The sequence below is a fragment of the Pseudomonas sp. fls2-241-R2A-110 genome, from assembly GCF_030209165.1.
GTDB lineage: Bacteria > Pseudomonadota > Gammaproteobacteria > Pseudomonadales > Pseudomonadaceae > Aquipseudomonas.
The window spans coordinates 18427-40600 of sequence record NZ_JARVSN010000022.1 but is presented as its reverse complement, the minus strand read 5'-3'; the positions used below and the strand labels follow the sequence as shown (position 1 = coordinate 40600).

The 22174-nt window shown below is 59.4% G+C and carries 17 protein-coding genes; 1 reads left to right on the top strand and 16 read right to left on the bottom strand.

Annotated elements, in window-relative coordinates:
* Window positions 1-425: 425 nt before the first annotated feature.
* Window positions 426-779, top strand: a complete 354-nt coding sequence (locus QRN31_RS18700; RefSeq protein WP_285433685.1) for a BON domain-containing protein — start codon at window positions 426-428, stop codon at window positions 777-779.
* Between the two features lie 268 nt (window positions 780-1047).
* On the opposite strand, the gene QRN31_RS18695 is transcribed toward QRN31_RS18700, so the two are convergent.
* From QRN31_RS18695 to dksA, 16 genes are all read right to left on the bottom strand, one after another.
* Window positions 1048-1350, bottom strand: a complete 303-nt coding sequence (locus tag QRN31_RS18695) for a DUF2845 domain-containing protein (RefSeq protein ID WP_285433688.1) — start codon at window positions 1348-1350, stop codon at window positions 1048-1050.
* Window positions 1350-4337, bottom strand: a complete 2988-nt coding sequence (locus QRN31_RS18690) for a DUF748 domain-containing protein (RefSeq protein ID WP_502942509.1) — start codon at window positions 4335-4337, stop codon at window positions 1350-1352. The genes QRN31_RS18695 and QRN31_RS18690 overlap by 1 nt, the downstream gene beginning before the upstream one ends.
* Window positions 4338-4396: 59 nt before the next feature.
* A complete protein-coding gene (locus QRN31_RS18685) occupies window positions 4397-5413 on the bottom strand; it encodes a class I SAM-dependent rRNA methyltransferase (protein ID WP_285433683.1) in 1017 nt (338 codons plus the stop codon).
* A gap of 170 nt (window positions 5414-5583) precedes the next feature.
* Entirely contained in the window at window positions 5584-6456 is an 873-nt protein-coding gene (locus QRN31_RS18680; RefSeq protein WP_285433682.1) for an oxygenase MpaB family protein, read from the bottom strand.
* Window positions 6457-6506: 50 nt separating this feature from the next.
* On the bottom strand, window positions 6507-8444 hold the full coding sequence (acs, locus tag QRN31_RS18675) for an acetate--CoA ligase (protein ID WP_285433681.1): 1938 nt from the start codon (window positions 8442-8444) through the stop codon (window positions 6507-6509).
* A 245-nt stretch (window positions 8445-8689) separates the two neighbouring features.
* Window positions 8690-10354, bottom strand: a complete 1665-nt coding sequence (gene pgi / locus QRN31_RS18670; RefSeq protein WP_285433680.1) for a glucose-6-phosphate isomerase — start codon at window positions 10352-10354, stop codon at window positions 8690-8692.
* Window positions 10355-10584: 230 nt separating this feature from the next.
* The gene (panD, locus tag QRN31_RS18665) at window positions 10585-10965 is read right to left on the bottom strand and encodes an aspartate 1-decarboxylase (protein WP_285433679.1); all 381 of its coding nucleotides are present in this window, start codon (window positions 10963-10965) and stop codon (window positions 10585-10587) included.
* A gap of 194 nt (window positions 10966-11159) precedes the next feature.
* Complete coding sequence (gene panC / locus QRN31_RS18660; RefSeq protein WP_285433678.1) at window positions 11160-12020, bottom strand: pantoate--beta-alanine ligase; 861 nt, start codon at window positions 12018-12020, stop codon at window positions 11160-11162.
* Window positions 12017-12817, bottom strand: coding sequence for a 3-methyl-2-oxobutanoate hydroxymethyltransferase (panB, locus tag QRN31_RS18655; RefSeq protein WP_285433677.1), 801 nt, complete (start codon window positions 12815-12817; stop codon window positions 12017-12019). The genes panC and panB overlap by 4 nt, the downstream gene beginning before the upstream one ends.
* A gap of 366 nt (window positions 12818-13183) precedes the next feature.
* The gene (gene folK, locus QRN31_RS18650; protein WP_285433676.1) at window positions 13184-13669 is read right to left on the bottom strand and encodes a 2-amino-4-hydroxy-6-hydroxymethyldihydropteridine diphosphokinase; all 486 of its coding nucleotides are present in this window, start codon (window positions 13667-13669) and stop codon (window positions 13184-13186) included.
* 3 nt (window positions 13670-13672) lie between these two features.
* Window positions 13673-15073, bottom strand: coding sequence for a polynucleotide adenylyltransferase PcnB (locus QRN31_RS18645; RefSeq protein WP_285433675.1), 1401 nt, complete (start codon window positions 15071-15073; stop codon window positions 13673-13675).
* A 710-nt stretch (window positions 15074-15783) separates the two neighbouring features.
* Window positions 15784-17220: a sigma-54-dependent transcriptional regulator gene (locus QRN31_RS18640; RefSeq protein WP_285433674.1), complete on the bottom strand. Its 1437-nt coding sequence runs from the start codon at window positions 17218-17220 to the stop codon at window positions 15784-15786.
* A 22-nt stretch (window positions 17221-17242) separates the two neighbouring features.
* Entirely contained in the window at window positions 17243-20197 is a 2955-nt protein-coding gene (locus QRN31_RS18635) for a sensor histidine kinase (RefSeq protein WP_167360475.1), read from the bottom strand.
* Window positions 20181-20357, bottom strand: a complete 177-nt coding sequence (locus QRN31_RS18630) for a hypothetical protein (RefSeq protein WP_003176118.1) — start codon at window positions 20355-20357, stop codon at window positions 20181-20183. The genes QRN31_RS18635 and QRN31_RS18630 overlap by 17 nt, the downstream gene beginning before the upstream one ends.
* Before the next feature lie 77 nt (window positions 20358-20434).
* Window positions 20435-21319 (bottom strand): tRNA glutamyl-Q(34) synthetase GluQRS, encoded by an 885-nt coding sequence (gluQRS, locus tag QRN31_RS18625; RefSeq protein WP_285433687.1) that lies wholly within the window; start codon window positions 21317-21319, stop codon window positions 20435-20437.
* A gap of 222 nt (window positions 21320-21541) precedes the next feature.
* Window positions 21542-21982, bottom strand: a complete 441-nt coding sequence (dksA, locus tag QRN31_RS18620) for an RNA polymerase-binding protein DksA (protein ID WP_090179905.1) — start codon at window positions 21980-21982, stop codon at window positions 21542-21544.
* Window positions 21983-22174: the final 192 nt, after the last annotated feature.

Here is a 22174-nt window from a genome sequence, read left to right as displayed (position 1 = left end):
GGTTACTTGGCGCTTCTCCAAGTGACCCGCCGTAAAGGCGGAACCAATAGCAGCCATGACCGTAGAAACGGATATGTACCCAACCCCCTATGTACCCAACCCCCAACTCCAAAACTTTCTTAAGTGAACCGCATCACGCCCTTAAAAGCGGGGGCTTTTTGCTGGAACAACGCCCTAAAACTCTGAAAACAAGAAAACCCCCGACAATTCATGGCCTTAGGCCCAAGGCAAAACCCGCAACTTGCATGTAGAGAATCACCAAGTCATGCATTTTGCATGAATCCGAAAATCGGGCTATTTCTTAAGTTGCTGTTTTATATAGGTTTATTCGTTGTCTCAAAGTTGGCACACCGTTCGCAACATACCCAGTAACCCTGCTGAATAAGACACACAGCAGACTTTATAGAAAAACAGGAGTTACTCGTATGAAGAAGTTCGCTATCGCTGCCGCTGCTGCTACCGCGCTGACCCTGACCATGGCCAACGCAGCATTTGCACAAACCACTACCACCCAAGCCCCGATGACTCTGGCGGCGGGTGAAGTGACCAAGGCCAAGGAAGCTACTTCCGATACCTGGATCACCACCAAAGTCAAAAGCGACCTGGTAACTGAAAAAGGCATTCCTGGCACCGACATCAAAGTTGAAACCAACAAAGGTGTTGTATCGCTGTCGTCCACCGTTGCAGTGACCGAAGCTCAGAAAACTACCGCTGTCGCGATCACCAAGAAAATCAAAGGCGTCAAAGCGGTCTCCGCTGACGGCCTGAAAGCCGAGTAAGGCAAGACTTCTCGCCTGAACCGGGAGAAGGCGCAGCAGGTGGGCTGAGTAATACGCCTGTTGCATCTGAAGAGTTCATGCGAAGGCCACAAGGATGTGGTCATTACAGGCCCCCGACATTCGTGTCGGGGGCCTGTTCTATTGTGGGCGCCGCAAAACCCATGTGGGAGCGAGCCTGCTCGCGATGGCGGTATAACCGTCAACATCGATGTTGAATGTTATGGCCTCATCGCGAGCAGGCTCGCTCCCACATGGGGGTGTGGTGTCTTCAGTTTCCGCGTTTGCTGGTGATCTGTTTCAGCCGATTGCCTTCAAACCGCAAGTATTGATACATCCCGCTGTTGGGCCCGTAGGTCCATTCCTCGACCTGGAACTCTTCCCGTCGGTTGGCGCTGCGCTTGTAGCCCAGCAAGTCGCGGGCAATGGGCTCACCGCACTTTTGCAGCACCTCGCTGGTCCTGTCCCCCACGCTGACCAATTGACTGCCGCAGCGCAATGTATCGGTCGCCCAGGCCTGGCTGGCTGCCAATGCCAAGGTTACGCTCAAGCTCATCAGCACTCGTCTGATCATCATTCGGCATCCAGGTGCATCGGCGTCACCACACGACCATCACTTTGCGCCTCGCCAAGGTTGGCGTCGACGAAGTAGACACGGTCATCGGCCATCTGGGTCTTGTCCACCAGGAAATCCTTGATGCTGCTGGCGCGATCCTGACCGAGTTGTCGCAGCAGCACATCGTTGGTACTCCAGAACTTGATCACCTCGGCACGCATTTTGGCGGTGCGTTCTTCCTTGCCCAGGTCCTTCCATTCGGCGGGTGGCTGGGTCTTCAGGCGTGTGCGGTAGATCCCTTCCAGCAACGGGCCTTTCTCGCTGTCCGGCACGTCGACCAACGACGCCTGTGCCGGAACCTTGTCGCCGCGACGCTGGAGCATTTTGTAGTAGTTGTATTGGTATTCACGCTCAAGCCGTTGCTCGGCAATCAGCGGACCGTCGCTGCTGGCAGCGGCAGTGCCTTCAATTTCCAGATGCAGGGCAGGGCGTTCCTTCAAGGCTTGCGACAGTTTGACCAGTGCCGCTTCGGCCTCCTTGCTCAGATCGCTCGAACCCGGCTCGAACGAAACACTGCCCAGATCTTCGGAACCGCCGCCACTGACCAGCCCACCAATCATTTTGAACGGCGCTGCGGCGGCCTTGACGATCAGGTTGCGCAAGGTCTGCCAGACAATCGGCATGATGCTGAACTGCGGGTTGTTCAGGTCGCCGGTCACCGGCAGCTCGATGGAAATCTTGCCGTCGACGTCCTTGAGCAAGGCAATCGCCAGTTTCAACGGCAGACTGACGGCATCCGGGCTGTCGACTTTCTCACCCAGTTGCAGTTGCTCGAGCACCACTTTGTTTTCAGCTTTGAGCTGGCCTTTGGTGATCATGTAATGCAGGTCGAGATTGAGTCGGCCCTTGCGGATGCGGTAACCGGCGAACTTGCCGGAGTAGGGCGTCAACGTGGTCAGTTCCACGCGTTTGAAGCTGGTCGCGATGTCGAGGCTGGCCATCGGGTCGAACGGGTTGACCGAGCCCTTGATGGTCACGGGCGCATAGCGGTCGACCTTGCCTTTGATGTCGACGCTGGCCGGTTTCGCCTGGCGGCTGTCGATGGTGCCGATCTGCCCGTTGAGTTGTTGCACGGCGGTGGCGAAGTTGGGTGTCAGGCTGAAGTCGGCGAAGTTTGCCGAACCGTCATTGATGGCCACGCCGCCGACATGGATGCCCAGGGGTTTTTCCTGGCTGGCGGGTTTGGCCGCCGCAGTCTTGGCAACACCTGAGTCGGCCGGTTGCGGGATCAGCAGGTCGTCGATATTGGTGGTGCGATCATCATTGATCATGAAGCGCGCATACGGCTGGTACAGGTTGACCTTGTCGATCGACAGGCTGTCGCCGTGTTGATAGTTCAGGCCTTCGAGCACCAGTTGCTGCCACTTGAGGAAGTCGCGGGTTTTCAGGGTGTCGAGGGTATGCAGTTGATCGACCTGAGCGCGGCCGGTGACGTTGAACGCCAGCGGCTCGGTGCTCTTGAGATCGACAGCCAGGTCACTGCCGAGCATGCCGCTACGCAGTTCGAGGCGGATGAACGGGTTGATGTAGGACTGCGCGACCCGCAGATCGATGTCTTTGGTCTGCACCTTCAGCTTGGCGCTGACCGGCGCCAGATTGACCAAGCCGTCGACCGTAAGTTTGCCTTGGTTGCCCACGCCGGTGTCGAGCTTGAGGTTGAAAGGCGAGCCGTTAAGGCTGTCGAAGTTTTGCAGGTCCAGGTTCAGCGGACCGACGTCCAATGCCACGGCAGGTTGTGCCTTGCGGTCGGCCAGGTGCACCTGGTAATTGCGCAGTTGCACGTCTTTGAGCAGCACTTGCCACGGTTTTCCTGGCGCGGCGGGTTCAGCTTTCGGCGAATCGGCTGCCGCCGGCGTTTTCTTCGGCTCGGCGTTGGCTTTTACCGCCGCTTTGGACGGTTGGCTGGCGAACAGTTTTTGCCAGTCGAGTTGGCCATCGGCTTCGAGGGCAGCCCAGGTTTCCAGCTTGTTACTGCGGATCTTGCCGACCACCACTTGTTGCTTGGCCAGGTCCACGGTGGTGTCACTGATGTCCAGGCGCTCCAGTCTTGCCAACGGCCGACCGTCCGGGGCCTTGATGGCGAAGGGCGCGACGCTGACGGCAACGTTGCTCAGCAGCAGGTGGGTTTCTTTGGACAGGTTGAGTTTGTAGTCGGTACTCAGGTTGACGACGCCGTTTTCCAGCACCAGCGGCAAAGCGTCACGGACATAGGGCCAAAAGGATTTCATCTTGCCGTCGGTGATTTTCAGCTTACCTTCGGAGGTAATCGGGATCAGACTGAAATTGCCGGTCCAGTCGAGCTGTCCACCTCCCGGGCCGATGGCCACCAACGTCATGTTGGCACTGTCTTCGGGCAGGGTGCTGAGGTTCTTCAGTTCGAAGTCGAGCTTGTCGTAAAGAAATTCAATGGGTTCACTGGGGCGTGAATCCTGAAAATGCACATTGCCGCCAGCCAGTTTGATGCGCTCGATGCGCAGCGGAAACGGCTTGGCGTTCGGGTCTGTCGGGGTCGGTTCGCTGGCGGGTATTTTGAACAGGCCCAGCAGATTGAGTTTGCCGTCCTTGCCAAAGAGGATTTCGGTCTTGGGCTTGTCTATTTCGATATCGGACAGGTGCAGCGCCTTGGTCCACAGGCTGTCGATCTGCAGGTTGGCGTACAGGCGTTCGAAGCCGACCTGTTCCTTGCCAGGTTCACCGATGACCAGGCCCCAAAGGGTCACTTCCAGGCTGAAGGGGTTGAGTTCGATCCGCGAAATCGTGGCGGGCGTCGTGGCATAGTGGGCCAGTTGCTGATTGGCAATGCGCAGCGCGATGCCCGGTAAAATCAGAAACCCCAGCAGGCTATAAAGGGCCAGAGCAGTCAACAAAGCGCCGATAGCGCGAATCAATCCTTTGGGCATGTGTGGCTTCGTCTGTCTGAATCGGAGTGCGTTGGAGTATGGCACGCGTTTCCGGTTCCGAAGCCATCCTGCTTTCCAGGATTAATCTGATTTTTTGCTGAATCTTAGAATTGCAGGATCAGGGTTTTCAGCGGTGGTTGTTGATCCAGCGATGGGAAATCACCGCCGGGCTTCATCACCGTCCACTCACGGACGGGCCGGCCAGCCTTTTGCGCGCAACGCAAAACCTGTTCGCGCCAATCGTCCATGCTGACCTTTGCCAGGTTGTTGCAGCAGATCAGCACGCCATTGTCGGCGGTCGCCAGCAGGGCGGGTTTGAGCAGGCTCTGATAGTCACGCAACAAATCGACCGTGCCAAATGCACTTTTGGCCCAGGCGGGCGGGTCGAGCAGTACGAGGTCGTATTGACGCTGCTCAAGGCGCGGGTAACTCGGTAGTTTCTGCCCGCGCCGTTGACTGATGGGCAGGCCCGCCAGTTGACGGATAGCCGGGAAGTAATCGGACTGGATGAATTCCATGGTCGGCAGCTGTGGGTTGAGCAGGCCGTTTTCACGACCGACCGCCAGGTTGCCCTCGGCGAAATCCAGATTGCACACCTCGCGTGCGCCACCGGCCGCGGCGCTCAAACCCACGCCGCAGGTGTAGGCGAACAGGTTGAGCACGCTTTTGTTTTTGCTGTGCTCCTTGACCCAGCCACGAGTGTTGCGCAGGTCAAGGAACAGCAGCGGATCCTGGCCGGCATGACGTCCGCGCACCCGATAATTGAGCCCCCATTCGTGGCCGACCAGGTCCTGCAGCGCGGCGTCGTCGGCGCGGTAGACGGTGTCTTCGCGGTCGATACGCGAGTTGCCCCGGGAACGATCGTTGTAGACCAGCAGCGTTTCCAGGCCCAAGTGTTGATTAATCGCATCGTGCAGTTGCAGCAGCGCGTCACGTTCCAACGCCTGGTGAAAGCTTTGCACCAGCAATTGCGGGCCGTAGCGGTCGATGGTCAGGCCACCGGCGCCTTCCTGGCTGCCGTGAAACAGGCGATAGCAGTCGGTGCCTTGCTGATGCAGCTCGGCAAGCAGGTCCTGGCGATGATCGAGGGCGGCGCGCAGCGCCTGATTCAAGGAAGACATGCTGGGCGCCTTGCAGGAGGGAATTTGGCGCGGGAGTTTAACAGCTTGGCGCGAAACCTTGGTGCTGCCATCGCGAGCAGGCTCGCTCCCACACTGGATCTTTATGAGTCACCTATTTAGTGAGCAACACAAAACCCATGTGGGAGCGAGCCTGCTCGCGATGCTTTTTATCAGGTGAGTAGCCCCATGCGTCGCTTGGCCCGCTGCACCGAGCCATTTCGCATCGCCCAACGCAGCATCGGTGCGCTGCGCTTGACGCTGGCACGGATCAGTTGGCGTTGCAGCGGGTTCTGGCGCACGTCGAGCATGTCACTGGCCCAGTCTGGCAACAGGTCGATCCCGGCCTGCATCATCAAGCCGCCGAACGGTTTGGCGAGGCGACTGGGGGCAGGGGCGTTCAGCAGCAGTCGCAACACCTCGCGACTGCGTTGGTCGCACAGCAGTTGCGGGCGGACTCGTTCAAGATAAGCCGCGATTTCCTTGCGGTTGCGCGGCACATCGCGCGCGCCCAGGCGTTCGGCAATCATCGCGATTTCGCCGTAGTAACGGTCTTGATCAAGCGCAGACAGGTGCGGATTGCGATACCGCAGATGCGCGGCGAGGAAGTTACTGACCTCGGCCACGTGCACCCACGTCAGCAGGTCGGGATCGCTGGCGGCGTAGGGCCGGCCATCCGGCGCGGTGCCAACCACTTGCAGGTGAATGGTGCGGACTTTCTCGATCAACCAGTCGGCGTCCTTGCGCGATCCAAATGTCGTTCCGGAGATGAACTGACTGGTGCGGCGCAAGCGGCCGATCATGTCTTCGCGAAAATTCGAATGATCCCAGACCCCGGCCAATGCCAATGGATGTAGGGCCTGAAGCATCAGCGCGCTGATGCCGCCGATCAGCATGCTGCTGAAATCGCCATGGACTTGCCAGCTCACCGAGTCGGGACCGAACAGGCCGGGATCGCCCTTGGGATTTTCCAGGTCGAGTTTGCCCAGGGACAGACCGGTCAGGCTCATGAGCTGGGTTTCGATGCGGCTGCGGATAAATTCCATGGCGACTCAGTTGTAGAAAGAAAACGCGGCCATTGCCGGCCGCGCGGGGCTTACTGGTTCAGACGCTTGTCGATCAGGCCTTGCACCACACTTGGATCAGCCAGCGTCGAGGTGTCACCGAGGCTGTCCAGTTCGTTGCAGGCGATCTTGCGCAGAATGCGCCGCATGATCTTGCCTGAGCGGGTTTTCGGCAAGGCCGGTGCCCACTGGATCAAGTCCGGCTTGGCGAAACTGCCGATTTCCTTGATGACGTGGGCCAGCAGTTCTTTCTTCAGTTCGTCAGTGGGATCGGTTCCGTTCATGGGGGTGACGAAGGCGTAGATGCCCTGGCCCTTGATGTCATGGGGGTAACCGACCACGGCGGCCTCGGCGATGCTGTCGTGCAGGACCAGCGCGCTTTCCACTTCCGCGGTGCCAATACGGTGCCCGGAAACGTTGATCACGTCGTCGATGCGCCCGGTGATCCAGTAATCGCCATCCTCGTCGCGCCGCGCGCCGTCACCGGTGAAGTAATAGCCGGGGTAGGGCTTGAAGTAGGTGTCGACCATCCGTTGCGGATCGCCATAGACACTGCGGATCTGTGCCGGCCAACTGGACTTGATCGCCAACACGCCGCTGCCGGCGCCTTTGATTTCCTTGCCCGTCTCATCCAGCAGCACGGGCTGTACGCCGAACATCGGTTGTGTGGCGCAGCCGGGTTTGATCCGTTTTGCGCTGACCAGCGGGCTGAGCATGATGCCGCCGGTTTCGGTCTGCCACCAGGTGTCGACGATTGGACAACGTTGTTCGCCGACGGCATTGAAGTACCAATCCCACGCTTCCGGGTTGATTGGCTCGCCGACGCTGCCGAGTAATCTCAGGCTCGCGCGCGACGTTTCCTTCAACGGTTCCGGGCCTTCACGCATCAGCGAGCGCAGTGCAGTCGGGGCGGTGTAGAAGATATTGACGTGATGTTTATCGATAACCTGCCAGAAGCGCGAACTGCTCGGGTAGCTTGGCACCCCTTCGAAGATCAGCGTGGTCGCGCCGTTGGCCAGCGGGCCGTAGACGATGTAGCTGTGGCCGGTAACCCAGCCGACGTCGGCGGTGCACCAGAAGACTTCGTCGTCGCGGTAGTCGAGCACGTATTTGAAGGTCATTGCCGCTTGCAGCAGATAGCCGCCGGTGGTGTGCAGCACGCCTTTGGGTTTGCCGGTGCTGCCGGAGGTGTAGAGGATGAACAGCGGGTCTTCGGCGTCCATCGGTTCCGGCGGGCAATCGTCGCTGACGTCGCGCAGCGCCTGGTGATACCAGAGGTCACGGCCCTCGACCCAGTCCACCTCGCCTTGGGTGCGCTCAACGACTATGACCGTGCTGACATTCGGGCAGCTTTTCAGGGCCTCGTCGACCTTCTTCTTGAGCGGCACGAATTTACCGCCACGCACGCCTTCATCGGCAGTGATCACGGTGCAGCAATCGGCATCGAGAATGCGGTCGCGTACGGAATCAGGTGAGAAACCACCGAATACCACCGAATGCACTGCGCCAATCCTCGTGCAGGCGAGCATCGCGTAGGCGGCTTCGGGAATCATCGGCATGTAGATGCATACGCGGTCGCCCTTTTTCACGCCACGGCTTTTGAGCACGTTGGCCAGGCGGCAGACGTTGTGATGGAGTTTTTTGTAGGTGATCTGCGCCGATTCAGCGGGGTCGTCGCCTTCCCAAAGAATGGCGGTCTGGTCGCCGCGCTTTTCCAGGTGGCGGTCGATGCAGTTGTAACTGACATTCAACTTGCCGCCGGCAAACCAACTGGCCTCGCCGGTTTTCAGGTTGTAACGCTGGACGGTGTCCCAGTGTTTACTCCAGTCGAGAAACCTTGTGGCCTGTTCAGCCCAGAACTCAGTGGGGTGTTCGATGGATTGGCGGTAGAGGCGCTTATAGTCGTCTTGACTCAAGTGCGCAGCCCGGCGGACGGCATCGGCTTTGGGGAACGTGCTGATATCGAACATGACGGTTCCTTATTCTTGTTGCGACAAGTAATAAAGATGCGCCGAGTAGCGGAAGGGTTCAAGCCGAACGCCTTGGGAATGGGTAACCCAAAACAACTGTGGGAGTGAGCCTGCTCGCGATAGCGGTGGATCAGTCAACATCGATGTTGATGACAAACCGTTATCGCGAGCAGGCTCACTCCCACAGTATTGGTGTTGCCCACAGAATGTATGCCTGGCACAAACCCTGTGGGCGGGGCGTTAGATCAGCCGCGGTGACGACCACGGAAATAGTTGATCAGGCCTTGGGTGGAAGCATCGTCAGCCGGGGTTTCTTCGCTGCCGACCAGGCGGTTGTAGACGCCTTTGCCCAGCTCCTTGCCCAGCTCCACGCCCCACTGGTCGAAGGCGTTGATGCCCCACACCACGCTTTGCACGAAGACTTTGTGTTCGTACATCGCCACCAGTGCGCCGAGACGACGTGGGCTGATGCGCTCGACCACCAGGGTGTTGCTCGGACGGTTGCCCGGGATCACCTTGTGCGGTGCGAGTTTATGCACGTCTTCTTCACTCATGCCTTTGTCGCGCAGCTCGTTTTCAGCTTCGGCAAGGGTCTTGCCGAGCATCAATGCCTGGCTTTGCGACAGGCAGTTGGCGTACAGCCACTGGTGGTGGTCGGACACCGGGTTGAAGCTGACGATCGGCACGATGAAGTCAGCCGGGATCAGTTGGGTGCCCTGGTGCAGCAACTGGTGGTAAGCGTGTTGACCGTTGCAACCCACGCCGCCCCAGATGACCGGGCCGGTGTCGGTGGACACGGGCGTGCCGTCCTGACGTACGCTCTTGCCATTGGATTCCATGTCCAGCTGTTGCAAGTGCTTGGTGATGTTACGCAGGTAGTGGTCGTACGGCAGGATCGCGTGGCTTTGCGCGCCCCAGAAGTTGCCGTACCAGACGCCGAGCAACGCCAGCAGCACCGGCATGTTCTGTTCGAATGGCGCGCTCTGGAAATGCTGGTCCATGGTGTAGGCACCGGACAGCAGTTCCTTGAAGTTCGACATGCCGATGGCCAGGGCGATCGGCAAACCGATGGCCGACCACAGCGAATAACGACCGCCAACCCAGTCCCACATCGGGAAGATGTTTTCTTCGCGGATGCCGAAGGCCACAGCGGCGGCGTTGTTGCTCGACACGGCGATGAAGTGGCGATACAGCTCGGCTTCCGAACCACCCTGGGCCAGGTACCAGGCGCGTGCGGCCTGGGCATTCTTCAGGGTTTCGAGGGTGTTGAAGGATTTCGACGAGACGATGAACAGCGTGGTCTCGGCGCGCAGCTTCATGGTCAGTTCGTGGAATTCACTGCCGTCGATGTTCGCCAGGTAATGGCAACGCACGCCTTTCTGGGCGTAGGACAACAGCGCTTCGGACACCAGTTCAGGGCCGAGGAACGAGCCACCGATGCCGATGTTCACCACGTCAGTGATCGGCTTCTCGGTGTAACCGCGCCACAGACCATCGTGGATACGGCCCACAAGATCAGTGATCTGGTTCAGCACTTTATGCACTTCGGGCATCACGTTGACGCCGTTCACCGACAACTTGTCGCCAACCGGGCGGCGCAGAGCGGTGTGCAGGGCCGGGCGGCCTTCGGAGGAGTTGACGATTTCGCCGTCGAACAGCGACTTGATCGCGCCCTTGAGGTCGACTTCGTTGGCCAGGCCCACCAGCAGATTGCGGGTCTGGGCGTTGATCAGGTTCTTGGAGTAATCGAGAAACAGGCCGCAGCTGCTGAGGGTGAATTGAGTAAAACGCTGCGGGTCGGCATTAAAGGCTTCGCGCATGCTGAAATCCTGCATGGCTTGGCGGTGGTCTTTCAACGCTTGCCAGGCGGGCAGAGCGGTCACGTCATGAGGAGTGCGGTAGTACGCCATCGCTGCGGGTTTCCTTTTTACTTGAACGGCTTTTTGAACACGAAAAATCCCGGAACGCTGCGGGCGGGCGCTCCGGTCAACTGCGTCGAGACGATTTCATGGCGCAGGGCGAATACAGTAAACCCCGCGCATTGATCTGTCTTGCCTTTGTCTGACCCGTTTCCGGTACTTTTTTAACATCGAGTAGCGTATGGGCCGACAAACGGGCAGGTGACAGGACGTTGGTTCGATCAGGCGACCTGGATCGGAATGGCGTTGCTGGTGTGGCTCAGTTCGTTGCCCGGCGCCATGTAGAGCATCCGCGGCTTGAAGTTGAGCAGCTCGGCGTCGCTGTAATGAGCGTAGGCGCAGATGATCACTCGATCACCGACCTTGGCCTTGTGCGCGGCAGCACCGTTGACGGAAATCATCCGCGAGCCTTCTTCGCCACGAATCGCATAGGTGGTGAAGCGTTCGCCGTTGTCGACGTTATAAATCTGGATCTGTTCGTATTCACGGATACCGGACAAGTCCAGCCACTCGCCGTCGATGGCGCAGGAGCCTTCGTAATCGAGTACAGCATGGGTGACTTCGGCGCGATGCAGCTTGGCCTTGAGCATGATGGCGTGCATGAGTGTTTCCCCAGGTCGGAATCGAACGGCGGGCAGTTTGCCCGAAGGCTTGAGGGGCGGCAATACAGTGCGTGGCCACTGCTTACCCCTTGTGGGAGCGAGCTTGCTCGCGATTGCGGTGGATCAGCCAACATCGATGTTGAATGACAATCCGCTATCGCGAGCAAGCTCGCTCCCACAGGGTTTGGTGGTGTTTATGCGTGCGCGTCGAGGTTCAGGTGCAGGTTGTCGATCAACCGCGTGGTCCCCAGGAACGCTGCGACCAGAATCACCAGATCCCGATCTTCGGTCGTCGCCGGACGCAAGGTCAGTGCATGGCGAATTTCCAGGTAATCCGGACGCAGGCCAGCGACTTCCAGTTGCTTGATCTGCTCATTGATCAGCGTCGGGTAATCGCGCTCGCCCTGTTTGATTGCGTCGCTGATCCGGGTCAGGGTGCGATAGACCTCTGGTGCGATGGCCCGCTGTTCTTCGCTGAGGAAACCATTGCGCGACGACAGCGCCAGGCCATCGGCCGCCCGCACGGTCGGTTCGCCAATGATCTGGATCGGCATGTTCAAGTCGTGCACCAGCGCGCGAATGACCGCCAGTTGCTGGAAGTCTTTCTGGCCGAAAATCGCCAGATCGGGCTGGACCATGTTGAACAGCTTGCTGACCACCGTCGCCACACCTTCGAAATGCCCGGGACGGCTGGCGCCACACAGGCCTTCGGAGAGTTGCGGCACGCTGACGCGGGTCTGGCCGGCCATGCCATCCGGGTACATTTCTTCAGCGGATGGCGCGAACAGCAAATGGCAACCGGCCTGGAGGAGTTTTTCCTGGTCGGCGGCAAGGGTCCGCGGGTATTTGTCGAGGTCTTCGCCGGCGCCGAATTGCAGCGGGTTGACGAAAATGCTAGCGACCACGAAATCCGCCCGTTGGGAGGCTTTGGTGATGAGCGCCACATGGCCGCTGTGCAGGTTGCCCATGGTCGGCACGAAGCCGATGCGCTTGCCTTCATTGCGGGCGCGGGCCACGGCGGCTCGCAGTTCGCGTACGGTTTTGACGGTGTTCATGCAGAGAATCCGTGTTCGATCCCAGGGAAAGTGGCTGCTTTGACTTCAGTGACGTAGGCGCTCAGTGCCGCGTGAATACTGGCTTGGCCATCCATGAAGTTCTTGACGAATTTTGGCACGCGACCGGTGATGGACAGGCCCAGCATGTCGTGCAACACCAGTACCTGGCCGTCGGTGCCACTGCCGGCGCCGATGCCGATCACCGGAATCTTCACGGCCTGGGTGATTTCTTCGGCCAATTCGCTGGGCACGCATTCGAGCAGCAACATCGCCGCGCCAGCCTGCTCCAGGGAGATCGCATCGGCGCGCATCTGCCGCGCCTGGTTCTCGTTGCGGCCCTGGACTTTGTAGCCGCCCAGAATGTTCACCGATTGCGGTGTCAGGCCCATGTGGGCGCAAACCGGGATGCCGCGTTCGGCGAGCAGGCGGATCGAATCGGCGAGCCACAATGCCCCTTCAACCTTGACCATGTGCGCACCGGCCTGCATCAACAGCGCGCTGTTGGTCATGGCTTGTTCGGTGGTGGCGTAGGCCATGAAGGGCAGGTCGGCGAGAATCAGCGCATCAGTGTTGCCGCGTTTGACGGCCGCCACGTGGTAAGCCATCTCAGCGGTGGTCACGGGCAGGGTGCTGTCATGACCTTGCAAAACCATGCCGAGGGAGTCGCCCACCAGCAGCACTTCGACGCCAGCCTCATTACAGGCGTGGGCGAAGGTTGCGTCATAGCAGGTCAGCATGGTGATTTTTTCACCTTTTTGCTTGAGACCTTGCAGCGTGGTCAGGGTGATGGCTGGCATGAAAAGTTCCTCATTCAGGCGCTGTGGAAACTACTGCGAGTAACGCGCGTGATTCTTCGTTAAATACAGGCGCACGGTCTGTTGTCGTGCTTTTAAGGCCTGGATTGCGCCCTTTAACGCCGTGTTGGCGGCAGCGGGACGCCTATAGTCGTGAGGAGAACTCGGGAAGTCAATTGGATGTGTTACCGCGTTGTTACGAGGCGGGTGTTACCGCTGTAACTGATGCGTTTCAGCAGCTGCAATCTCGCGTTCGACACATAAACCAGTGTGGGAGCGAGCCTGCTCGCGATAGCAATTGAGCAGGCGATAGAGAAGTTGACTGACAGTCAGTCATCGCGAGCAGGCTCGCTCCCACAGGGAATGGTTTCAATTCTGAGGGAGGCGTTCCAGGCCGACGAACGGGCAGGCAGCGAGCAAGTCGCTTAGCGTGCGGCCATCGGCCAGGCGCAAATCCGCAGGCGCAAGCTCGGCCAGCGGATACAGCACGAACGCTCGTTCCTGCAAATGGTAATGCGGCACCTTGAGGCGCGGTTCATCGATCAGCCGATCGCCAAACAGCACGATGTCGAGATCCAGCGTGCGCGGCCCCCAGCGTTCAAGTCGCTCGCGGCCCTGTTCGTTCTCGATGGCTTGCAGTGCATCGAGCAGGTCGAGCGGCGCGAGTGTGCTGTGCAGCGCCGCCACCGCGTTGGTGTAACGCGGTTGGCCGGGTAGCAGCGAGTCGCTTTGATAAAACGCGGACACCCCGACCAGTTCGGTCTGCGGCAACTGAGCGAGCGCATTGACGGCGCTGCGCAACTGTTCAGCGGGGTCAGCCAGATTGCTGCCCATGCCGATGTAGATGCGTTCCATGGATTACTCGCCCGTGGCACTCGGTGCGCCGGCTGTGCGTTTGCGCTTGGCGCCACCGCTGCGACGACGTTTGCGTGGAGCGCCGGTGCCTTCATCCTTGCCGCTGAGGTCGCGAATCATGTCGCGACGTTCGCTGTCGTTGGCGTCCTGATAGTCCGTCCACCATTCGCCCAGGCCATCGGTCTGCTCGCCAGCGCTTTCGCGCAGCAGCAGGAAGTCGTAGCCGGCGCGGAACCGCGGGTTGTCCAGCAGCAGGTCGGCACGTTTGCCGCTGCGCCGTGGCAGGCGCTCCTGCATGTCCCAGATCTCGCGGATCGGCATGGTGAAGCGTTTTGGAATCGCGATCCGCTGGCACTGTTCGGCAATCAGCTCGTGCGCCGCTTCCTGCATCGCCGGAATCGGCGGCATGCCGCGTTCTTGCAGGCGCAGTACGCGCGCCGGCAGGGCAGGCCACAACAGGGCCGCAAACAGGAACGCCGGGGTGACCGGTTTGTTCTGCTTGATCCGCAGGTCCGTGTTGACCAGCGCTTCGCTGATCAGGGTGTGGGTGTAGGTCGGGTTGTATTCGAGCGCTTCGGCACTGGCCGGGAACAGCGGATCGAACAGCTGCAAGTCGACGAGCATCTCGAAGGTGTCTGCGGCATGGCCGGAGAGGAACAGCTTGAGCACTTCTTCGAACAGGCGGGCCGAGGGAATCTCGCGCAGCATCGGTGCCAGGTCGCGAATCGGCAGGGCGCTGTGTTTTTCGATACCGAAATTCAGCTTGGCGGCGAACCGCACGGCCCGCAGCATCCGCACCGGGTCTTCCTGATAGCGCTGCTTGGGGTCGCCGATCAGACGGATCAGGTGATTGCGGATGTCGTGCACACCGTTGGCGTAGTCGAGGATGCGCTCACTGACCGGATCGTAATACAGGGCGTTGATGGTGAAGTCGCGGCGTTGCGCGTCTTCTTCCAGCGTGCCGTAGACGTTATCGCGCAAGATGCGCCCGCTTTCGTTACGGGAAGACTGGTTGCTGTCTTCTTCCTCGTCATTTTGCGGGTGATTGGCGCGGAAGGTCGCGACTTCAATGATTTCGCGACCGAAGTGGATATGCACGAGTTTGAAACGGCGACCGATGATCCGCGCATTGCGGAATTCGGCACGCACCTGTTCAGGCGTGGCGCTGGTGGCGACGTCAAAATCTTTAGGCGTGATGCCGAGCAGCATGTCACGCACACAGCCGCCGACCAGGTAGGCTTGGTAACCGGCGTTCTGCAGGCGTTCGACGATATTCACCGCATAACGGCTGAATTGGGCCTTTTGCAGCGAGTGTTGGCCGCTGTTGAGGACTTCAGGCGTGGTGCGAATGTGTTGCGTATGACGCTTGGGAGAACGGAATGACTGGAACAACTTCTTCAGCATGGGATGCACTGTTTGAAGGAATGTTCGGCCATAACGAAGAATGACCGCATGATGGGCGGGGATTCTAGCATTTAGTCGGGGGATGGTGTAGGAAGCTGCGCAAGCGTGTGCAGGGGATGTCGCGTACAAGGCCAAACGCCAGAAACCACAAGGGGAGCCGAAGCTCCCCAAGAAGTAGTTGCATGCTCTATTTTTATTATTGGTTTCGGGCTTTTTGTTTTTGTTAAGTGCCCTCGCCATGAAGTTTTTCCTTCATGACCCTCCCAATCGGGAGCCAAGAGCAAACGGATTGCTTTGGTCGCTGTGCTGCAGTGATCTCGCGATCCAACCAGTTCAGGCACTGTCTTAGGACAGTTTTTTATTATTCTCGGCCTGGTCGTGGGGCAAGCCCCAAATACAACGCCTCTCCAAAAGAATCAGTTAGCTGCGCCTCTCGCCGTCTTGTTTTTATAGTGCGTGAGTCGATTCGTCTTATTTTTATTGTCTTGTGCATTGCTTGTTATTGTTCTTGTACCAAACATATAGCAGGGGGCGTGCCAACTTTTGCGAAGGCCAGTAAAACAAGGGGTTAGGCCGGCTGGCGGGGGTTTTCAAGGCCCAAAAAAACCGGGGCTTCGTTACCGTAAGCCCCGGCTTCTGTTACGCGAAATAGGTGGGGTAACAGTTTCTTCGCAAAGTCACGTGTTACCCGCACATCAGACAGCTGTGGTTCAGCTCTCGCTGGCGACCCCTGTCTTGCGCCGCGGGATACCCAGGCGCTGACGGCGTTCCCACAGACACTTGCGACTGACCCCAAGTTTGCGGGCCAGCTCGGTTTCGGTCATGTGGTCCTGATGTTCCAGAACGAAGTGCTGGAAGTAGTCTTCCAGTGACAGGTCTTCGGTCGGCTCATGGCTGTTGTTGCTGGCATTGTTGCCCGGTTGCGGCGCCAGGCCCATGAAGTCGTCGTCTTCCAGGTCGCTCAGTTCAATGTCGATGCCCAGTAGCTCGGCGGAAATTTCCGGGCTTTCACACAGGATGACGGCGCGTTCGACCGCATTTTCCAGCTCGCGAACGTTGCCCGGCCAGGTGTAGTGACGAATCGCTTGTTCAGCATCCGGGGCAAACTTCAGATCGGTGCGGTTGACCCGCGCGCTCTGTCTGGCCAGGAAGGCGTTGGCGATTTCGTTGACGTCGGCACCGCGCTCGCGCAGGGCTGGCAGTTTCAGGGCGATCACGTGGAGGCGGTAGTACAAGTCCTCACGGAACTGGCCGATTTTCGCCAGGCTCTTGAGGTCCCGGTGAGTGGCCGCGATCAGGCGCACATCGACCTTCTGCGACTGGACCGAGCCGACCCGGCGAATCTCGCCTTCCTGCAACACGCGCAACAGGCGGGCCTGGGCTTCCAGCGGCAGTTCGCCGATTTCATCGAGGAACAAGGTGCCGCCATCCGCAGCTTCGACCAAGCCGGCACGCCCGGCGCTGGCGCCGGTGAATGCACCTTTTTCGTGGCCGAACAGTTCGGACTCGATCAGGCTTTCCGGGATGGCTGCGCAGTTCACCGAAATCATCGGTGCCTTGGCGCGCTTGGACAGGTTGTGCAGCGCGCGCGCCACCAGTTCTTTACCGGTGCCGGATTCGCCCTGGATCAGGACATTGGAATCGGTCGGCGCGACCTTGCGAATTTTGCTGTACAGGTCTTGCATCGGCGGGCATGAACCGATGATGCCGATTTCGCCGTTGCTGTTATCGACACCCGGTTTCGCCGCGCCATTGCCGGCTTTGCCGGTGGCAGGTTCAACACTGGCTTGCACCGATTGGCGGTCGCGCAGGATCCGGGCGACGGCCTGGAGCATTTCGTCGTGATCAAAAGGCTTGGCGATGTAATCCACCGCGCCCATCTTCATCGAGTCAACGGCCGAACGCAGGCTGGCGTAGCTGGTCATGATCAGCACCGGAGTGCCCTGGCCAAGTTTGATCAGCTCGGTGCCCGGGGCGCCAGGCAGACGCAGGTCACTGACGATCAGGTCGAACGTGGGAATGGTGAAGCGTTCTTGTGCTTCCTGCACTGAACCGGCTTCGCTGACCTGGTACTGGTTACGTTCCAGCAGGCGGCGCAAGGCGGAGCGGATAATTGTTTCGTCTTCGACGATCAAAATGTGCGGCATTGATTCGATTCTCTCGACGGTCTCAGTTCACAGCGGACGTCGCTTCGACATGACGCGGCAAGGTCACCCGGATACGGGTGCCGCGTTGGCTTTGAACATCAGCCGGGCTGTCGATGGTGATTTGTCCATAATGCTCTTCAACGATGGAATAGACCAGTGCAAGGCCCAGACCGGTGCCTTCGCCAGGATCCTTGGTGGTGAAGAAAGGTTCGAACAATCGGTCCATGATGTTCTTCGGAATACCGCTGCCTTCGTCTTCCACGATCAAGTCGACCGTGTGTTCGCCGGCTTCACTCTTGACCCGCACCGCACTGCCGGGAGGCGAGGCGTCACGGGCGTTTGAGAGCAGATTGATCAGGACTTGGGCTAGTCGCTGCGGGTCACCCTCGACCCAGTGATCGGGGTCGCAGAGGTTATAGAACTGCACTTCGAAATTGCGCCGGTTCAGGGCCAGCAAACCGATGGCATCCTGCGCCACTTCGGCCAGACAGACGGGCTCGTCGCTGTGCTGATGACTGCCTGCGTGGGCGAAGCTCATCAGCGACTGGACGATGCGCGAGACACGTTTGGTCTGCTCGAGAATCTGCCCGCTGATTTCCTTCAACTCGCTATCGTCTTCGCGTTCCTCGCGCAGGTTCTGCGCCAGGCACGCGATGCCGGTGATCGGGTTGCCGATTTCATGCGCCACGCCGGCGGCGAGTCGACCGATGCTGGCCAGTCGCTCGGAGTGCACCAGTTTGTCTTCAAGCATCTGGGTTTCGGTCAGGTCTTCCACCAGCAGCACCAGGCCACTGTTGCCAGGTGCGAGCGGTTCATCGATCGCCGCTTTGTGAAGGTTCAGCCAGCGCGTCTGGCCATCGAGCGCCAGGTGCTGTTTGTGCAAGTGCTCGTCCGGCAGATTGATGAAGCCTTGCAACAGCTCCTTCCACGGATCGGCGATGGTGCTCAGGCGCGAACCGACCACACGCTGCGCGGCGATCCCGGTCAGCTCCTCCATGGCTTTGTTCCACATGAGGATTTCCTGATCCTTGGCCAGCGAGCAGACGCCCATCGGCAATTCCTGCAAGGTCTGGCGGTGATAGCGGCGCAGGGCGTCGAGTTCGGCGGCAAGTCCGGTCAGGCGCGAGTGGTAATCCTCGAGGCGGCTTTCGATGAAGTGAATGTCTTCGGTGACGTAGTTTTCGCCGCCGGCCTTATAGGGCAGGAAGGTTTCGACCATGTCTTGCGCAACACTGGGGCCCATCAAGCCGGAAAGGTTGGCTTCGATACGGTCACGCAAACGGCGTAAGGCGTACGGCCGGCGCTCGTCGAACGGCAGATAAAGGTCGCGCAGCGCCTGTTCGACTTCCTTCTGTGCGGCTTTCGCGCCCAGTGGTTTGGCTAATTGCGTAGCGAACTCCTGAGGCGAGGCAGCGTGCAATTCGCGGCGTTGCGGGCGACGTACGTTGTCCACGGCGCAGGCTTCGGCGGCACTGGCCTCTTCGGGACTGGCATTGGTGAACAGCGAGATCAGGGTGAACATCAGCACGTTGGCGGCCAGCGACGCGATCGCTGCCATGTGCCAACTGGTGTCGTCCAGTACGTAGATCATGTTCAACAGTGGAATGTAGAAGCCTTGCAGGTTGCCGACCAGCGGCAACAGCATGGTCACCACCCACACCAGAATCCCCGCCAGCAAACCGGCAATGAACCCGCGGCGGTTGGCGGTCGGCCAATAGAGGACGGACAGCACGCCAGGCAAGAACTGCAACGTCGCTACAAACGCGACGATGCCCAGGTTCGCCAGATCCTGTTCGGCGCCCAGCAGCAGGTAGAATCCGTAACCGGCCATGATGATCGCGACGATCAGCGCCCGACGGGTCCACTTCAGCCAGCGATAGATGTTGCCTTCCGCCGGCGGCTGATAGAGCGGCAGCACCAGGTGGTTCAGCGCCATCCCGGACAACGCCAGAGTGGTGACGATGATCAAACCACTGGCCGCCGACAATCCGCCGACATAAGCCAATAGCGCCAGCGCTTTGCTGTTGGCGGCGATGCCGATGCCCAGCGTGAAGTATTCGGGATTGGTGGTGGCGCCGAGTTTCAGGCCGGCCCATAGAATCAGCGGCACCGCCAGGCTCATCAACAGCAGGAACAGCGGCAAGCCCCAGCTCGCACTGACCAGCGAACGCGGGTTGAGGTTTTCGGTAAACGTCATGTGGTACATGTGCGGCATCACGATCGCCGAAGCGAAGAACACCAGCAACAGCGTGCGCCACGGACCTTCTTGCAGGGGCGTGTGCAGCGCAGCGAGGGCGGTCTGGTTTTGCAGCAGCCACAACTCCAGCTGTTGCGGGCCATCGAACACGCCATAAAGGGCATACAGACCGACACCGCCAATGGCGATCAGCTTGATCACCGACTCGAAAGCGATCGCGAACACCAAGCCTTCATGCTTCTCGCGCGTGGCAATGTGGCGGGAGCCAAAGAAAATCGTGAACAACGTAATCAGCGCGCAAAAACTCAGGGCCACGCGATGCTGCACCGGTTCGCGAGTCAGGATGCCGATGGAGTCGGCCACTGCCTGAATCTGCAGCGCCAGCAACGGCAGCACGCCGATCAGCATGAAGATCGTGGTCAGCGCCCCGGCCCACGTGCTGCGAAAGCGGAACGCAAACAGGTCGGCCAGCGATGACAGTTGATAGGTGCGGGTGATTTTCAGAATCGGGTACAGCAACACTGGCGCCAGCAAAAACGCACCGGAGACACCCAGGTAGCTGGACAGAAAGCCGTAGCCATACTGATAGGCCAGGCCCACCGTGCCATAAAACGCCCAGGCACTGGCGTAAACGCCCAGCGACAAGGTGTACGTCAGCGGGTGGCGAATGATCGCCCGGGGGATCATGCCCCGTTCGCTGATCCAGGCAACGCCGAACAGCACCGCCAGGTACGCGGCGCTGATCAGGATCATCTGGGTCAGGCTAAAGCTCATCGGCATCTTTTTGGCTCTGCAGGATGAAGGTCACGACGATCAGAATCAGCCAGAGCAGATAGGGGCGATACCAGGCGCCAGTGGCGTCTATCCACCAATCCATGATGGCCGGGGAGAACAGATAAATCCCCACTACCAGGAGCAGGACCAAGCGATAGATGTACATCCCGGCCTCTCTTTTTTAGGCGCGTGCCCGAAAACGTGCGGCGATGGTAACGGATGGGTGCGCCACTGCAAGCGTGATCACAGCAATTGCGCCTCGGGCAGCGCCAGTGTGCGCGGGATTGACCGCGCATCCCAGTGGGCGATGCCCCAATTCAGCACTTCCCGTGGCGTGGCATATTCCAGTTCAGTGCCCGGCTTCTGACCCAGCGCCCGCAGCGCACGAAGTAGCAGCGGCGTGGCCTGATCTTCGGTCAATGGCGGCGAGCGGTAGGACTTGCCGAGTTTGTTGCCATCGGGTTGGGTGATCAACGGGATATGCAGGTAACGCGGTTGCGGCAGGCCGAGCAATTCTTGCAGGTAAAGCTGGCGCGGGGTCGAGTCGAGCAAGTCGGCGCCACGCACGATGTCGGTAATGCCTTGCCAGGCATCGTCGAGCACCACCGCCAGTTGATAGGCGTAGAGGCCGTCGCGGCGGCGGATCACAAAATCGCCGACGTCCCGGCCCAGGTGCTGGCGGTATTCGCCTTGCACCCGGTCGATGAAGTGGTATTCGAGTTCAGGCACGCGCAAGCGAATCGCGGCGTCTTCGGTGCCGTGCCCGGCATTGCGACAAAAACCCGGATAAATGCCGTGATACGGCTCCAATTGTTTGCGCGAGCACGTGCAGGCGTACGCCAGGCCCTGATTGAACAGGCGATTGAGGACTTCGGCATAGGCATCGTGCCGGTCGCTCTGGCGGACCATCTCGCCGTCCCACTCGAACCCGTAGCTTTCCAGGGCTTTCAGGATAGCGGCCTGGGCACCGGGTTCTTCCCGTGGCGGATCGAGGTCTTCCATGCGCATCAGCCAGCGCCCCCCGACCGCACGGGCGTCGAGGTACGAAGCCAGCGCTGCGACCAGCGAACCGAAATGCAGATGCCCACTGGGCGTGGGGGCGAAGCGGCCGATGTAGGGAGAGGCGATGGCGGTCATGGCTGGATATTACTTTGTTGGCAGCGATTGAGCGTACGGCTTGATACCGCCATCGCGAGCAAGCTCGCTCCCACATTGGCTCTGTAGCGTTCACAAATCCAGCGTGGGAGCGAGCTTGCTCGCGATGACGGTTTTAAAGACACAACAGGTATCAGCAAATATCAGAAACAAAAACGGAGCGTTCGCACGCTCCGTTTTTCGTTCAAGTCGATGTTACTTGCCGACTTGCTTTTCCTTGATTTCCGCCAGGGTCTTGCAGTCAACGCACATGTCGGCGGTAGGGCGGGCTTCCAGTCGCTTGACGCCGATTTCGACGCCACAGGACTCGCACCAGCCATATTCTTCGTCTTCGATCAACTGAAGCGTCTTGTCGATCTTCTTGATCAGCTTGCGCTCACGGTCGCGGGCGCGCAGCTCAAGGCTGAACTCTTCTTCCTGGCTGGCACGGTCTGCCGGGTCCGGGAAGTTGGCCGCTTCGTCTTTCATGTGATCAACCGTGCGGTCGACTTCCTGCATCAAGTCCTGTTTCCACTTGTTCAGGATCTTGGTGAAGTGAGCGCGCATGGGCTTGCCCATATACTCCTCGCCCTTCACTTCTTTGTAGGGTTCGAAGCCGCTGATCGACTGATTTTGCTGCTTTGCTTGGGTGGACATGAAATAGACCGCCTCTACTCTTGTAATCCATTGCGCAGGATTGCTCCATCACCGACACCTGCCGGCCCTGCGGCTGCAAGCGGGCGAACTTACCAGATCAAATCGGGGCGCGCTACTCCCGGATGTCGAGGTAGTGGCCCAAGGGGCTTGCAAATCATTGCAAAGCCTTGTCTGGCGGCGTTGGAGACCTGA